This window comes from Actinoplanes aureus (assembly GCF_015704865.1).
In the GTDB taxonomy this organism is placed as follows: Bacteria; Actinomycetota; Actinomycetes; order Mycobacteriales; family Micromonosporaceae; genus Actinoplanes; species Actinoplanes aureus.
Map to the genome: position 1 here is coordinate 413,803 of NZ_JADQTO010000004.1, position 14,062 is coordinate 427,864.

Annotated in this window: 15 protein-coding genes; 7 read left to right on the forward strand and 8 right to left on the reverse strand. The window is 72.7% G+C overall.

Annotated features, from left to right (window positions below; genetic code table 11):
- Positions 1-38: 38 nt before the first annotated feature.
- Positions 39-1,490, reverse strand: coding sequence for a glycoside hydrolase family 3 N-terminal domain-containing protein (locus I4J89_RS10710; RefSeq protein ID WP_196413719.1), 1,452 nt, complete (start codon positions 1,488-1,490; stop codon positions 39-41).
- A 174-nt stretch (positions 1,491-1,664) separates the two neighbouring features.
- On the opposite strand from I4J89_RS10710, the gene I4J89_RS10715 reads away from it, so the two are divergent.
- From I4J89_RS10715 to I4J89_RS10725, 3 genes are all read left to right on the forward strand, one after another.
- Positions 1,665-2,843: an ROK family transcriptional regulator gene (locus I4J89_RS10715; RefSeq protein ID WP_196413720.1), complete on the forward strand. Its 1,179-nt coding sequence runs from the start codon at positions 1,665-1,667 to the stop codon at positions 2,841-2,843.
- Between the two features lie 94 nt (positions 2,844-2,937).
- Positions 2,938-3,753, forward strand: coding sequence for an ABC transporter ATP-binding protein (locus tag I4J89_RS10720; protein WP_309238257.1), 816 nt, complete (start codon positions 2,938-2,940; stop codon positions 3,751-3,753).
- A complete protein-coding gene (locus tag I4J89_RS10725; protein WP_196413722.1) occupies positions 3,754-4,644 on the forward strand; it encodes a ribokinase in 891 nt (296 codons plus the stop codon).
- 3 nt (positions 4,645-4,647) lie between these two features.
- Here I4J89_RS10725 and I4J89_RS51260 read toward each other — a convergent pair whose 3' ends face one another.
- From I4J89_RS51260 to I4J89_RS10745, 4 genes are read right to left on the reverse strand one after another with little or no spacing between them, the layout of a single operon-like run.
- Positions 4,648-5,571: a methyl-accepting chemotaxis protein gene (locus tag I4J89_RS51260; RefSeq protein WP_196413723.1), complete on the reverse strand. Its 924-nt coding sequence runs from the start codon at positions 5,569-5,571 to the stop codon at positions 4,648-4,650.
- Positions 5,568-6,110, reverse strand: coding sequence for a PAS domain-containing protein (locus I4J89_RS10735; RefSeq protein WP_196413724.1), 543 nt, complete (start codon positions 6,108-6,110; stop codon positions 5,568-5,570). Before I4J89_RS10735 ends, I4J89_RS51260 begins: the two co-directional genes overlap by 4 nt.
- A gap of 52 nt (positions 6,111-6,162) precedes the next feature.
- Positions 6,163-6,516: a DoxX family protein gene (locus tag I4J89_RS10740; RefSeq protein WP_196413725.1), complete on the reverse strand. Its 354-nt coding sequence runs from the start codon at positions 6,514-6,516 to the stop codon at positions 6,163-6,165.
- Complete coding sequence (locus I4J89_RS10745) at positions 6,513-6,974, reverse strand: DUF6232 family protein (RefSeq protein ID WP_196413726.1); 462 nt, start codon at positions 6,972-6,974, stop codon at positions 6,513-6,515. Before I4J89_RS10745 ends, I4J89_RS10740 begins: the two co-directional genes overlap by 4 nt.
- 79 nt (positions 6,975-7,053) lie before the next feature.
- Between I4J89_RS10745 and I4J89_RS10750 the strand changes: the two genes are divergently transcribed.
- From I4J89_RS10750 to I4J89_RS10760, 3 genes are read left to right on the forward strand one after another with little or no spacing between them, the layout of a single operon-like run.
- Complete coding sequence (locus I4J89_RS10750; RefSeq protein ID WP_196413727.1) at positions 7,054-7,827, forward strand: enoyl-CoA hydratase/isomerase family protein; 774 nt, start codon at positions 7,054-7,056, stop codon at positions 7,825-7,827.
- Between the two features lie 41 nt (positions 7,828-7,868).
- Complete coding sequence (locus I4J89_RS49430) at positions 7,869-10,097, forward strand: Hsp70 family protein (RefSeq protein WP_230858659.1); 2,229 nt, start codon at positions 7,869-7,871, stop codon at positions 10,095-10,097.
- A gap of 30 nt (positions 10,098-10,127) precedes the next feature.
- The gene (locus tag I4J89_RS10760) at positions 10,128-11,750 is read left to right on the forward strand and encodes an acetolactate synthase (RefSeq protein ID WP_196413728.1); all 1,623 of its coding nucleotides are present in this window, start codon (positions 10,128-10,130) and stop codon (positions 11,748-11,750) included.
- 4 nt (positions 11,751-11,754) lie between these two features.
- Here the strand turns inward: I4J89_RS10760 and I4J89_RS10765 are convergent, their stop codons facing one another.
- Genes I4J89_RS10765 through I4J89_RS10775 form a run of 3 tightly spaced genes read right to left on the reverse strand, consistent with a single transcriptional unit; the run spans position 11,755 to position 12,874 of the window.
- On the reverse strand, positions 11,755-12,096 hold the full coding sequence (locus I4J89_RS10765; RefSeq protein WP_196413729.1) for a PLD nuclease N-terminal domain-containing protein: 342 nt from the start codon (positions 12,094-12,096) through the stop codon (positions 11,755-11,757).
- 38 nt (positions 12,097-12,134) lie between these two features.
- The gene (locus I4J89_RS10770) at positions 12,135-12,491 is read right to left on the reverse strand and encodes a DUF202 domain-containing protein (protein WP_196413730.1); all 357 of its coding nucleotides are present in this window, start codon (positions 12,489-12,491) and stop codon (positions 12,135-12,137) included.
- Positions 12,491-12,874: a YidH family protein gene (locus tag I4J89_RS10775; protein ID WP_196413731.1), complete on the reverse strand. Its 384-nt coding sequence runs from the start codon at positions 12,872-12,874 to the stop codon at positions 12,491-12,493. The genes I4J89_RS10770 and I4J89_RS10775 overlap by 1 nt, the downstream gene beginning before the upstream one ends.
- Before the next feature lie 407 nt (positions 12,875-13,281).
- On the opposite strand from I4J89_RS10775, the gene I4J89_RS10780 reads away from it, so the two are divergent.
- Positions 13,282-14,061, forward strand: coding sequence for an electron transfer flavoprotein subunit beta/FixA family protein (locus tag I4J89_RS10780; RefSeq protein ID WP_196413732.1), 780 nt, complete (start codon positions 13,282-13,284; stop codon positions 14,059-14,061).
- Position 14,062 lies beyond the last annotated feature (1 nt).

The following is a 14,062-nucleotide window of genomic DNA, read 5'->3' on the forward strand; positions in this document are numbered from 1 at the left end:
CGGTCCGCGGTGTCGCGCCGGGCGGGCCCGGGCGGAGATCAGTGGGCCAGGCCGAGCGCTTCCGCGGCGGCGCGGCCGTTGGCGTGGCTGGCGCCGTGGGTGACGATGAAGGCCCGCGTCCCCTCCGGCCGCCAGTCCGACGGCCAGCCCATCTCGACGACGCCCACCGGGCGCGTCGCGGCCAGCTCGCCGACCAGCTCGCGGCCGGCCGGTGAGCTGTGGATGCGCCGGCCGACCACCACGATCGGCCGGTTCCCGGCCTGGGCGGCGATGGCCTCGGCCGTCGTGGAGCCGGCCACCAGTTCGATGTGCTCGGTGCCGTTCAGGTGCGGCTTGAGACCCCACGGCACCCGGCCCTCGGCGATCGAGTAGCCGGCGACCAGCTGCACCACGAGCGGGGAACGCAGCTCGGCGGGGGAGCCCTCGACGGTCACGGCCCGCCGGGCGGCGGCCACGCCGAGTTCGTCGTCGCGGTTCGCGGCCGGGCGCGGGGTGGCGCTCCAGGCGGCCAGCGCGGCGGTACGCGCAACCGCGCCCTCCAGCCGCCCGAGTTCCAGCCGCCCGTCCCCGACCGCCGCCACGATCTCGGCCGCGACCGCTTCGACAAGCGCCCGGTCCACGTCCGCGCCGATGCAGAGCAGGTCCGCACCGGCGGCCAGAGCGGCCACGGCAGCGCGCGGGATGCTGCCCGCGACTCCGGCGGCGCCCCGCATCTCCAGGGCGTCGGTGACGATCACTCCGCGGAACCCGTACTCGCCGCGGAGCAGGCCGGTCAGCGCGGCCCGGCTGAACGTCGCCGGCAGGTCGCCGGTGAGCGCCGGCACCCGGATGTGCGCGCTCATCACCGCCTGCGCCCCGGCGGCGACGGCCGCGGCGAACGGCGGCAGGTCCCGTTCGCGCAGCAGGCCGAGCGGTACGTCGACGGTGGGCAGCTCGAGGTGCGAGTCGGTGACCGTGGCACCGTGCCCGGGGAAGTGCTTGGCACAGGCCGCCACGCCGGTCGACTCCAGGCCGGTGATCGCCGCGCCGGCGTGCCGGGCGACCAGCGCGGGGTCGGCGCCGAACGATCGGGTGCCGATGATCGGGTTGTCGTCCGCGGTGTTGACGTCGACGGTCGGCGCCAGGTTCAGGTTCACGCCGGCGGCCGCCAGATCGGCGCCGATGGCCGCGTAGACCAGCCGGGTCAGCTCCGGGTCGTCGACCGCGCCGAGCGCGGCGTTCCCGGGGTACGCGCTCCCGGTCCGGTGCCCGAGCCGGGTGACGTCGCCGCCCTCCTCGTCGATGGCGATCAGCACGTCGGGCCGGGCGGTGCGCAGTTCCGCGGTCAGGGCCGCCAGCTGGCCGGGGTCGCCGACGTTGGTGCCGAACAGGGTGTGGCCGGCCAGTCCCTCGGAGAGCAGTTCGAGCGCCCAGCCCGGGGCGGTGTGCCCGGGGAACGCGGCGAGGAGGGTGTGCAGGGCGAGGCGGCGAAGGCCCGGGTCGGTCGACATGTTGTCCTTCCGATGACGCAAAACTGGTCCAGGTGGCCCGCGAGCTGCCATGATCGCTCGGAGTCGATGAGCCACCCTGCGGTTCGGCGACGTTGCCGACCGTTACGCTGCGGCTGCGTGTCGTGCGCCGACACTGTAACAGGAAAGAATCTTTAGTATTAGGGGACGAACGCTATGGCCGCTACCCGCCTACCGGGCACGCCCCGGCTGCTGCGCGCACTCAACGACCGTGCGGCGCTGGACCTGCTGCTCACGCGCGGTCCACTCACCCGGGCCCAGCTCGGCGAAATGACCGGCCTCAGCAAGGTCACCGCCTCGCAGCTGGTCGAGCGGCTGGAGGAGCGCGGTCTGGTGCGGCGGGTCGGTGAGCAGGCCGGCGGACGCGGCCCGAACGCCCAGCTGTACGCGGTCACCCCGACCAGTGCTCACGTGATCGGCGTGGACGTCGGCCCGGACTGCGTGGTCGCCGCGTGTGCGGACATCACCGGCACGATCATCAGCCGGGTCGAGCAGAGCACCAAGGACACCGACGACCCGGTCGGCGTCGTGCACAACGCGGTGGTCCAGGCCGCCGGCGAGGCGGGCACCGACATGTCCTCGGTACGCCGAGTCGTCCTCGGCACCCCCGGCCTGGTGGACCCGGAGTCCGGCGAGATCTCCTTCGCACACGACCTGCCCCGCTGGCACCGGGGCCTGCTCGCCGAGCTGCGCCGGGATCTGAGCACCCCGGTCTTCTTCGGCAACGACGTCAACCTTGCCGCGGTCGCCGAGTCCGGCACCGGCGCGGCGACCGGCGTCAGCGACTTCGCGCTGGTCTGGATCGGCCGGGGCGTCGGCCTCGCCACCGTCATCGCCGGCCGCCTGCACCAGGGCGCCACCGGAGCCGCCGGTGAGATCGGTTACCTGCCGGTGGCCGGTGCCGAGGTGCCGCACAACGCCTCTCGCCGGGGTGTGAAGGGCGCGTTCCAGGCGATCGCCGGAGCCGACGCGGTCAAGGCGATCGGCAAGCAGTTCGGCTTCCGTGGCGCCGAGGCGGCCGACGTGGTGCGCGCCGCCGTCGCGGCCGGCCCGGCCGGCGAGCCGGTGCTGGACGAGCTGGCCCGCCGCCTCGCGCTCGGTGTCGCCGCCATCTGCGTGGTGCTCGACCCGCCGCTGGTGGTGCTCGCCGGCGAGGTGGGCCGGGCCGGTGGCGCCGCCCTGTCCGACCGGGTCGAGCGCGAGGTGGCCGCGATAACGCTGGGCTCGCCCAAGGTCGTGGTCACCGGCGTGGCGGCCGAGCCGGTGCTGCACGGCGCCCTCCGGACGGCGCTCGACGCGGTCCGCGACGAGGTCTTCGGCTCGACCACGAACTGACTCCACACCCGCCTGCGGAGGAGCCGGGCACCCGCGCGAGTGCGGCACCGGCACGCCGTCTCGTTCCGATGCGGGCGCGTGGTTGGATGGATGCGTGCTGGAGGCTGCTGTATCCATTCCGCCCGACGAGGACACCGTCATCGCCTTCGACCGCGTCAGCGTGGTCCGCTCGGGAAATCACCTGGTCCGTGACCTGTCCTGGCAGGTCGAGCTGGATGAGCGGTGGGTGGTGCTGGGCCCGAACGGTGCGGGCAAGACGACCCTGCTCAACCTCGCGTCCGCCCGGATGCACCCGACCCGCGGTACGGCGTACGTGCTGGGTGAGCGTCTCGGGCGCGTCGACGTCAACGAGCTGCGGACCCGGGTGGGCTTCACCACCGGTCGGTTCGCCGAGCAGGTGCCGCCGGCCGAGCGGGTGCTGGACGTGGTGGTCACCGCCGCGTGGTCGGTGGTCGGCCGCTGGCGGGAGAGCTACGACCCGCAGGACGAGGCCCGTGCCCGGCAGCTGCTGGACCAGCTCGGCATGACCGGTTTCGCCGACCGCGAGTTCGGCACCCTGTCCGAGGGTGAGCGCAAGCGCACCCAGATCGCCCGGGCGCTGATGACCGACCCGGAGCTGATGCTGCTCGACGAGCCGACCGCCGGGCTGGACCTGGGCGGCCGGGAAACCTTGATCGGCCACCTCGCCGAGCTGGCGCTGGACCCGGACGCCCCGGCGATGGTGCTGGTCACCCACCACGTCGAGGAGATTCCGCCGGGCTTCACCCACGGCCTGCTGCTGCGCGACGGTGTGGTGGTGGCGGCCGGTCTGCTCGGCGAGGTGATGACCGCGGAGAACCTGACCAAGACGTTCGGGCTGCCGCTGGTCGTGGAGCGTTTCGGCGACCGTTACGCGGCTCGGGCCGGCTAGATGGCGCCGCGGATCGTCGTCGCCGGCAGCGCGAACATGGACCTGGTCGGGCTGGCGCCGCGGCTGCCCCGGCCGGGTGAGACGGTGCTCGGCGACGACTTCGTGATGGCGCCCGGCGGCAAGGGGTCCAACCAGGCCATCGCGGCCGCCCTGGCGGGCGGCGCGACCACCTTCCTGGGCGCGATCGGTTCGGACGCCTTCGGGGTCACCCTGGGCGCCCGGCTCACCGCCGCCGGCGTGGACACCAGCCGGGTACGCACCAGCTACGGCAGCTCCGGAGTCGCCGTGATCATGGTGGACCGGGACGGTGAGAACTCGATCCTGGTCAGCCCGGGGGCGAATCGTACGTTCGTCGACCTGAGCGCCGACGAGCGAGCCGCGATCGCCGGTGCCGACGTGCTGCTCTGCCAGCAGGAGATCCCGCTGGAGACGGTCTTCGCCGCGCTGCGGGCCGGCCGCGAGGCGGGTACCCGCACGATCTTGAACGCCGCGCCCGCCATGGACCTGCCGCCCGGCCTGCTCGACCAGGTCGACCTGCTGGTGGTCAACGAGATCGAGGCCGGCGCGATCATCGGCCGTCCGGAACCCGACATGGCCGCGCTCCTGGATCTGGTCCCGCGGGTGGTGCTGACGCTCAGCGGTGCCGGCTCCCGGTACGCCGACCGGGACGGCCGGGACGAGCAGGTCCCCGCGTTCCGGGTGGAGGTGGCCGACACGACGGCCGCCGGCGACGCGTTCACCGGTGCCCTGGCGGTCGCCTGGGGCGAGGGCCGGGACCTGCTGGACGCGGTTCGCTGGGCGAACGCGGCGGGCGCGGTGTGCGTACAGAAGGTGGGCGCGAGTGGCGCGCTCCCCGAGCGCGCCGAGATCGAGGCCCTGTACGGCGCCTGATCCTCAGGACGACCGGATGGTGGCCACGAACCGGGAGACCTCGGCCCGGAGAACCTCCGCCAGCTGAGACAGGCCCGTCGTTCCGGCCGCCGCGCCGCCGTCCACCGCGACCGCGATCCCGTCGATCAGGTCGCTGATCTCGCGAAAGCTCCGGCTCACCCCCTCCAGCACGCCCACCGCGTCAGCGGCCGCCTGCTGCACCGTGCTCACCTGCCCCATGATCTCCTCGCTGGACGAGGTGGTCTCGTTCGCCAGGGTCTTCACCTCGCTCGCGACCACCGCGAAGCCCTTGCCGGCCGAACCGGCACGAGCCGCCTCGATGGTGGCGTTCAAGGCCAGCAGCCGGGTCTGCGAGGCGACCTGGTTGATCAGGTCGACGGCGTCGCGGATCTGATCCGAGGCGGCACGCAACGAGGTCACCGTCTCCAGACCCCGCTCGGCGTCACTTATCGCGCCGCGGGCGAAGCTGGCCAGGCCGTTGGCGGACGCACCCATCTGGGTCGCCGCGGTGGCCACCTGTTCCGACACGGTCAGGACCGCCGACTCCAGTTCGTCGGCGAGGGACAGGCGGGCCAGGTCGGCCTGCGAGATCCGCGCGGCGTTGCGGCTCATCGCGTCCAGCGACTGGTTGACCTGCTCCGCGGAGGAGCGGAACGCACCCTGCAACCCGGTGGTCAGGAATCGCCGGTAGAACCGTCCTTCGGCGGCCGCTGCGGATGCGGCGCCCGCCTCCCGGACGAACGCGTCGACCCGGTCCAGCAGGCCGTTCACCGCGGTACGGGTGGCGATCGCGGTCTCCGTGTCACCGATCGGGGGGACGCGCGACTCGAAGTCACCGGCCGACACGCTGCGGAAGGTGTCGGTGATCGCCCGCAGCGCGTCGTCGGTCGCCAGGCCTGGTCGCGGGTCCTCGCCGCCGCGCCTCATCGCGCGGATCCGTTCGTCAGCGACCAGACGAGTTCGTCGTACTCCTGCCCGCGCTCCCGCAGTTCGTTCCCCAGGGCCTGCCAGCCGGCCTGGACCGCGTCCCTGGGGCTGGCCGCCCGTGCCTCGGCGGTGCGCAGCCGGGCGTAGAGATCGCTGACCGCGGTGATCGCGGCCGGCGCGGGCCGGCGGCGGTTGGAGTGGTATCCCACCACCCGTCCGGCGCCGTCGTACGAGGGTGTCACGTGCGCCAGCACCCAGTAGTGCGCCCCGTCGGCGGCCAGGTTCAGCACGTAGGCGAAGATCTCGCGGCGCTCCGCCAGCACGTCCCAGAGCAGCTTGAAGACGGCACGGGGCATGTCCGGGTGCCGGATCACGTTGTGCGGCCGGCCGATCGCCTCGTCCTCACGCAACGCGGAGATCTGCAGAAAGAGATCATTGGCGTACGTGATCACACCCCGCTGATCGGTCTTGGTCACGATCATCTCGTTCTCGCCGAACGTGCGCTCGACCCCGGTGGGGCGTACCTCGGTCGCTCTCATGATTTTTAGATCGTCGCCAACCGGCGGGGTCTCGTACCGGGAAATCGAGGAATCAGCGAGCGACGCGCAACGCCCAGGCGATCAGCGGCGCTTGCAGGGGCAGGCGCCCGTAGGCGACGGCGCGGCGCGCCGGCGAGGCGTGCCGCCAGTCGATCGCCATCTTGACGTTGGCCGGGAAGACCGCGGCGAACAGCGCCGCGGCGGCCAGCCCGCCGGCCCGGCGGGTGCGCGGATGCGCGACGGCGGCGGCCACCGCCAGCTCGGCGACCCCGCTGAGGTGCGTCCAGGTGCGCGGCGATCCGGGCAGCGCGCGCGGGACGATGCTGTCGAACGGCTTCGGCGCGACGAAGTGCAGCACCCCGGTCGTGCCGAGGAACGCCGCCAGCGCGGCGGCGTCCCGCCTCACCGGCGGACCGCCGGCTCCAGAGCGCGCTGAAGGGCCCGGTAGATCCGGCCGAAGCGCTGCGCGTTGTCGGTGCGCAGCAGGAGTACGTCCCCGCCGCGCACCCGGCCCCAGATCTCCAGGTTCCGGCTGCCCCGGTCGTACGAGTGGTCGACCCGCTCCAGCAGCAGGTCGGCGACGGGCACCACGGCCAGGCCGAGCAGGATGCCGCCGACCACCAGCGTCAGGGTGGTGCTCAGCTCGGTGTCCAGGAGAACCGCCACCGCGATGGCGAGGCCACCGGCGAGCAGCGGGAGAAGAATGGTCAGGCCCAGCGCGCCGCGCCATGCGATCACGCTCCAGGACCGGGCGCCGCGCGTGTACCAGACCTGGATCAGGTCGGGCAGGCGGAAGTCGCGGCCGTTCATCCGTACACCGGACGACGTGATGAGCACTTCCGGATCCCGGTAATAGGTGGTCATCTTCTCCTCCTGGGCAACCAATGTAGTCCGTACCCGTCGTAGGCTGGCGGCGAAACGGCTCGATGCGAGGAGGCACGGGGTGGGCGAGTTCGTACGGCTCGAGGTCGCGGACGGTATCGGCACGATCCGGCTCGAGCGGCCGCCGATGAACGCGCTGAACACCCAGGTCCAGGAGGAGCTGCGGGCCGCTGCTCAGGCGGCCACCGGCGACGACGCGGTACGCGCCGTGGTGGTGTACGGCGGGGAGAAGGTGTTCGCCGCCGGCGCCGACATCACCGAGTTCACCACCGTGTCGTACCAGGACATGGTGACCCGGGCGGTGGCCCTGTCCAGCGCGTTCGACACGGTCGCCCGGATCCCGAAGCCGGTCGTCGCCGCCATCACCGGGTACGCGCTCGGTGGCGGCTGTGAGCTGGCCCTCGCCTGCGACTGGCGAGTGGTGGCCGAGGACGCCAAACTCGGCCAGCCGGAGATCAGGCTCGGCATCATCCCGGGCGCCGGCGGGACCCAGCGGCTGGCCCGGCTCGTCGGACCGGCCCGGGCCAAGGATCTGATCTTCTCGGGTCGGATGGTCGACAGTGACGAGGCGCTGCGGATCGGCCTCGCCGACCGGGTCGTCCCGGCCGCCGAGGTGTATTCGGCCGCGGTCGAGCTGGTGCGGCCGTACACGACCGGCCCCGCGCTCGCGCTACGGGCCGCCAAGCAGGCGATCGACGGTGGCCTGAGCGTTGATCTCGCCGCCGGACTGGCACTCGAGTCGCACCTCTTCGCGGGTCTGTTCGCCACCGACGACCGGGTGGAAGGAACCACCGCTTTCGTCGAGAAGCGCAAGCCGAAGTTCACCGGCCGGTAGCGATCAACCGGTTGCGGCCGGTCATTGCCTAGACTGCGGTCATGTCCATCGACCAGGGTGGTCCGAAGCGGTACGCCCTCGGCATCGACTTCGGCACCTCGAACACCGTCGCCGTGGCGCGATGGCCGGACGGGCGTGCCCGCCCGATCCTGGTCGACGGTTCGCCGCTGCTGCCGTCCGCCGTCTACGCCGACGCCGCGGGCAACCTGCTCGTCGGCCGGGACGCGGTGCACAGCGCCCGGCTCGACCCGGCCCGGTTCGAGCCGAACCCGAAGCGCCGGGTCGACGACGGTCTGGTGCTGCTCGGTGAGCGGGAGTTCGAGGCCGTCGAGCTGATCACCGCGGTGCTGGCCCGGGTCACCGAGGAGTGGCATCGCGCGGTCGGGCCGTACCGGCCGCAGACCACGCTCACCTGCCCGGCCAGCTGGGGCGCCGCTCGGCGTACCCTGCTGGCCGAAGCCGCCGCCCGGGCCGGGCTGGAGGGTGCCCGCCTGGTCGCCGAGCCGGTCGCCGCGGCCACCTACTTCGCCGAGATCCTCGGCCGGGACGTGCCGATCGGCTCGGTCGTGATGGTGCACGACTTCGGTGCCGGCACCTTCGACGCGAGCGTGGTGGCGCGTACCTCGTCGGGCTTCGAGGTGCTGGCCGTGGACGGCCGCGACGACCTGGGCGGCCTGGACGTGGACGCCGCGATCGTGGAGTACCTGCGTACCGACGAGTGGGGCCGGCTGATGGAACCGGCGACCGTCGAGGAGCGGCGGGCCCGGCGTCAGCTCTGGGACGACGTCCGGATCGCCAAGGAGCGGCTGTCCCGGGCTCAGTCGGCCGACTTCGTGGTGCCGCTGCTCGACTCCGAGGCGCACCTCACCCGCGACGAGCTGGAGACCGTGGCCAGGCCGGTGCTCGAGCAGACCGTACGCGTCACCAAGAACCTGTTGCGCTGGGCCGACCTGCCGGAGGGCCGGCTGGCCGGCGTCTTCCTGGTCGGCGGCGCGAGCCGGATTCCGCTGGTCGCCACGCTGCTGCACCGCGAGCTGGGCGATCCGCCGGTGGTGATCGAGCAGCCCGAGCTGGTGGTGGCCGAGGGCAGCATCCTGGCCGGTGCCGCGCTGCTGTCCACCGAGCCGGCGGCGCCCGGGCCGACCGAGGAACTGCGGCTGCCGTCGAAGTACCTGCCGAGCGGGACCGGCCTGATCGTTCTGAACGGAAAGCCGGCGGCCGAGTCACAGGCACCCACCGTGGTCGCCGCCGGCCTCGTCGCCGAGCAGCCGGCGGCCGCCGAGACCGAGCTGATCGGCCGCTCCGACATGCCGAACGGTGCGGACTTCGCCGAGACCGAGCTGATCGGCCGCTCCGGCATGCCCTCCGGACCGGACGCCGCCGATCATGACCCGGCCGCCACGGCGGACCCGGAGCCGGAGGCCGGCCAGGCCACCGTCGTGACGGGCACACCGCCGGGATCGGAGTCCGCTCCGCACGTCGCGGAGCAGCCGGGCACCGGCACACCGGTGAGTGAGCGGTCCGGCGAACCCGGATCCGGCCGGCGCGAGATCGACCAGGCCCGGCTCAGCCAGCCGGACACTCCGTCGACGCTTGGCACCGAGCGGCTCGGTGCGGCCCATGCCCCGGCCGAGCCCGCCGAGCCGGCGCCGGAGGACGTCCCGCTGCCGAAGCGGACCAAACGGCCGGTCGCGGCCGAGACGCCGGACGAGCCGGACATGCCGCCGCACCTTCGCCCGCCGGTGGACCCGTGGCCGAACGCGGACCCGTCGACCTGGCGACCGGACCCGGACGCGACGGCCGCCGCCGCGCACCCGTCCGCGGACGACGGCTGGAAGCCCGAGGAGAACTGGGGACGCGGCGACCGCTGGAAGCCGGACGGATCCTGGAAGCCCGTACCCCCGCCGCGCGGGAACCGGCCCACCACGCCGGTGGTCGCGCATGCCCGGCCGATCTCTCCGGTCGCGGCGCAGCCGCACCCGGTCTCGCCGGTGGTCGGCTCCGCCCGCCCGGTGCCCTCGGCGCGCGCCGTCGCTGCCGCACCGCGCCCACCGCGCCAGCAGGGACCGGAGCCGGCCAGGCAGAAACGACCCAAGCGCCGCGGCGGACGGTTCCTGCGCGCGATGCAGATCCTGATCAGCCTGATCACGATGGTGCTGGTGCCGATCGTGGCGCTGGTGCTCGCATACGGGTACGCCAACGGCGCGCCCTTGCAGGAGGACGCGGTGAACGTCTTCGAGGACTTGGCGGAACTACTCGGCTTCCAATAGGCGAAGCGCCCAAGAGGCGAAGGGGACGGCGTGACCGGATCTATCGAAGGGCACGGCGGCGAGCTCGCAATCGCCGCTCTGCGCGCCTACGGCGTGACCGAGATGTTCACCCTCTCCGGCGGGCACGTGTTCCCGCTCTACACCGCCGCCCACGAGTCCGGCTTCGACATCTACGACGTGCGGCACGAGCAGTCCGCGGTCTTCGCCGCCGAAGCGGTGGCCAAGCTGCGGCGCCGCCCCGGCCTGGCCGTGCTCACTGCCGGGCCGGGCGTCACCAACGGCGTGTCCGGGCTGACCAGCGCGCACTTCAACGGCTCACCGGTGCTCGTGCTCGGCGGCCGGGCCCCCGCGTTCCGCTGGGGATCCGGCAGCCTCCAGGAGCTCGACCACGTGCCGCTTGTCGCCCCGATCACCAAGTACGCGGCGACGGTCACCGCCACCGAGAACATCCCCGGCGAGATCGGTGCCGCCCTGACCGCCGCACTCACTCCGCACCGCGGTCCGGTCTTCCTGGACCTGCCGCTCGAAGTCGTCTTCTCCACGGCGGAGGTGGCCCGGCCCGGCGTACCGGCCGTGCCGGTCCTGGAGGCCGACCCGGACGAGGTACGCCGTGCCGCCGAACTGCTGGCCGGCGCGGACCGGCCGGTCATCATCGCCGGATCGGACGTCTGGACCGGTGACGCGGTGAGCGAACTGCGGGCCGCCGCCGAGGCGCTGCGCGTACCGGTCTTCGCCAACGGCATGGGCCGCGGCGCCCTCCCGCCCGGCCATCCGCTCGCCTTCTCCCGCGCCCGCCGGGCCGCCCTCAACGAGGCCGACGTGGTCGCCGTGGTCGGCACACCGCTGGACTTCCGGCTCGGTTTCGGCGACTTCGGCGACGCGCGGGTCGTGCACATCGTGGACACACCGGAACAGCGGGCCGGGCATGTGTCGCCGGCCGTCTCACCGGCCGGCGACCTCGGCCGCGTCCTGGCCGCGCTCGCCGACTTCTCCGGTGACCGGGTGGACCACGAGGAGTGGATCTCCGGGCTGCGGGCGGCGGAGGACGCGGCACGGGCCCGGGACGGCGAGACGATGGCCGCCGAGAGCGATCCGATCAAACCGGCCCGGATCTACGGTGAGCTGCGCAAGGTGCTTGCCCCGGACGCGGTGACGATCGGGGACGGCGGGGACTTCGTCTCGTACGCCGGGCGCTATCTCGAACCGGCGCAGCCCGGGACCTGGCTCGACCCCGGCCCGTACGGCTGCCTCGGCACCGGGCTCGGGTACGCGATGGGTGCCCGAGTGACGTACCCCGACCGGCAGATCTGCGTCCTGATGGGCGACGGGGCCGCCGGCTTCTCACTGATGGACGCCGAGTCCCTCGCCCGGCAGGGACTGCCCGTGGTGATCGTGGTCGGCAACAACGGCATCTGGGGCCTGGAGAAGCACCCGATGCGGGCCATGTACGGCTACGACGTGGCCGCCGACCTCCAGCCGGGACTGCGTTACGACGACGTGGTGCGGGCACTCGGCGGGGCGGGCGAGACGGTGGAGAAGCCGGCCGGGATCGGGCCGGCCCTCCGGCGTGCTTTCGACGCGGGAGTCCCGTACCTGGTCAACGTTCTGACCGACCCGGCCGACGCCTACCCCCGCAGCTCGAATCTGGCCTAGCGACTCAGGGCTTCTGCTGGTCGTCGTCGGGGTCGGGGTGCAGGTCGCGTTCCCACTGGGCGAGCGTCTCGCGGTCGCGGCGGGACTGCTCGGTGTCCATGGAACGCAGGAAGTCCGGGTCGTCGTCCGGCGATGACGGACGCCGCGGTGCGCGCCGCGGCGTACGCGTGACCGGGCGGCCCCACACGAGGTAGGCGATCGGACCGGCGATGGGGATGAGAAGGATCACGAGGATCCAGAGCGTCCGCGGCATGTTACGGACACGATCCGCCGCCAGGCCACTGATGAGGGCCAGGATGAGCAGGACGAGCGCCGCCGCGGCCAAGAAGATGAGCAACCGGACCATGCCGCAATGATGCCCCGGTTATCGCCGGTCGGCGACGATCAGAGCATGACAACCCAACCACCGAGGATCGCCAGCAGTGTGGTGATCAGCGCGTAGGCGCGTACCGAGCGGGGCGCGGCGGCCGGGAAACGGGCTCGCAGGCCACGGGCGCGGTGCAGGGCGAGGGCCACCATCGCCGCCCAGCTGAGCATCGCGGCCGCGGCGGCCAGCCACTGAGCCGGGCCGGAATCGGGCGCGAACGCCGGCCGCGCGGCGAACAGCGCCACCACGGCCGCGGACAGACCGGTACGCCGCCAGGCGAGCCGGGTCCGCTCCGGAGAGGCACCGGGGTCCCGGGTGAGTTCCGCGCAGGCACCCGGATCCCGCTCGTGCTCGGCGCACGGCTCGGGGGCCATCAGAAGACCTGGATCAGCACCGAGACGACCAGGGCGATCGCGCCCAGTGCGACCACGATGGCCAGGACCGCGGGGAACCGGGAGCGCGGCAGTGCCGTACCCAGCCGCATCGCCCGCTCGGTCCGCGCCCAGTGGTCGACCGCCCGCAGCGCGACCACCCCGCCGAGCACCAGCAGCAGGATCGCGATGATCTCGCGCAGGTGGGCGACCGGCAGCGGGGGCAGGAACTGCGCGCAGGCCAGGCCGCCGGCGATCAGCGCCAGGCCGGTCCGGATCCAGGCCAGGAACGTACGTTCGTTGGCCAGCGAGAACCGGTAGTCGGGAGTGGTGCCCCGCTCCGGGTCCCGCCCTGGGTCGAACCATTGGATCAGGCCGCCGAACACCCGTCGATTATTGACCTATCGGGTCAAGAAGCTCGCGCCAGAGAATGCGGACTTCGTCACTCACGCAGGCCTCCCGTGAGTGACCGCAGAGGCACCACGGCGAGTCCTGGCCGGCGCGACCATGGGCCTGCGGCTCGACTTCGACGGGCGGTGGGGGAATATGGGACGCAGGCGGACTCATACCGTCTACCAGCGAAGCGTTTTGGCCGGACATGTCTGACACCTCCTCAAGGCCACTGTAGCGATCGTGATCGCGCCGTGGGTGAGGTGTGTCACTCTGGGTGGCCGGCACCAGTAAAGCTACTGACGGGTAACCTGGCGGACATGTGCACTGCCCGGGCTCACCCCGGCCGGCAGTCAGGTCGACCGCAACGGTGCGTTCAATACAGGAGGGTCGTAGGAGCGCGATGAACATCGTCGTACTGGTGAAGCAGGTACCCGACTCCGGTGCCGAGCGCACCCTGAGCGCTAGCGACAACACCGTCGAGCGGAGCTCGGCGAGCAACGTCATCAACGAGATGGACGAGTACGCCATCGAGGAAGCGCTGAAGATCAAGGAAGCGCACGGTGGCGAGGTGACCGTGCTGACGGTGGGCCCGGCGGGCGCCACCGAGTCGATCCGCAAGGCGCTCTCCATGGGCCCCGACAAGGCGGTTCACGTGCAGGACGACGCGCTGCACGGCTCGTGCGCCGTCGCCACGTCCAAGGTGCTCGCGGCCGCCCTCGGCACGCTCAACGCCGACCTGATCCTGTGTGGTGCCGAGTCGACCGACGGCCGTGTCCAGGTCGTCCCGCACATGCTGGCCGAGCGCCTCGGTGTGGCCGCCCTCACCGGCGCCCGCAAGCTCACCGTGGACGGTTCCCAGCTGACCGTCGAGCGGCAGACCGACGAGGGCTACGAGGTGGTCACGGCCGCCACGCCGGCGATCGTCAGCGTCTGGGACACCATCAACGAGCCGCGGTACCCGTCCTTCAAGGGCATCATGGCCGCGAAGAAGAAGCCGGTGCAGAGCCTCGCCCTGAGTGACCTGGGCGTCTCCGCCGACGAAGTGGGCTTCGCCGGTGCCACCAGCACCGTGCTCGAGTTCTCGAAGCGGCCGGCCCGGTCCGGCGGCACGAAGATCACCGACGAGGGCGACGGCGGCGAGAAGCTGGTCGCGTACCTCGCCACCGAGAAGTTCGTCTGAG

What these genes read in the sequence shown, in the direction of transcription:
- I4J89_RS10710 (WP_196413719.1), bottom strand. Translation starts at nt 1,490, where the DNA reads ATGTCGACCGACCCGGGCCTTCGCCGCCTCGCCCTGCACACCCTCCTC.
- I4J89_RS10715 (WP_196413720.1), top strand. Translation starts at nt 1,665, where the DNA reads ATGGCCGCTACCCGCCTACCGGGCACGCCCCGGCTGCTGCGCGCACTC.
- I4J89_RS10725 (WP_196413722.1), top strand. Translation starts at nt 3,754, where the DNA reads ATGGCGCCGCGGATCGTCGTCGCCGGCAGCGCGAACATGGACCTGGTC.
- I4J89_RS51260 (WP_196413723.1), bottom strand. Translation starts at nt 5,571, where the DNA reads ATGAGGCGCGGCGGCGAGGACCCGCGACCAGGCCTGGCGACCGACGAC.
- I4J89_RS10735 (WP_196413724.1), bottom strand. Translation starts at nt 6,110, where the DNA reads ATGAGAGCGACCGAGGTACGCCCCACCGGGGTCGAGCGCACGTTCGGC.
- I4J89_RS10745 (WP_196413726.1), bottom strand. Translation starts at nt 6,974, where the DNA reads ATGACCACCTATTACCGGGATCCGGAAGTGCTCATCACGTCGTCCGGT.
- I4J89_RS49430 (WP_230858659.1), top strand. Translation starts at nt 7,869, where the DNA reads ATGTCCATCGACCAGGGTGGTCCGAAGCGGTACGCCCTCGGCATCGAC.
- I4J89_RS10765 (WP_196413729.1), bottom strand. Translation starts at nt 12,096, where the DNA reads ATGGTCCGGTTGCTCATCTTCTTGGCCGCGGCGGCGCTCGTCCTGCTC.
- I4J89_RS10770 (WP_196413730.1), bottom strand. Translation starts at nt 12,491, where the DNA reads ATGGCCCCCGAGCCGTGCGCCGAGCACGAGCGGGATCCGGGTGCCTGC.
- I4J89_RS10780 (WP_196413732.1), top strand. Translation starts at nt 13,282, where the DNA reads ATGAACATCGTCGTACTGGTGAAGCAGGTACCCGACTCCGGTGCCGAG.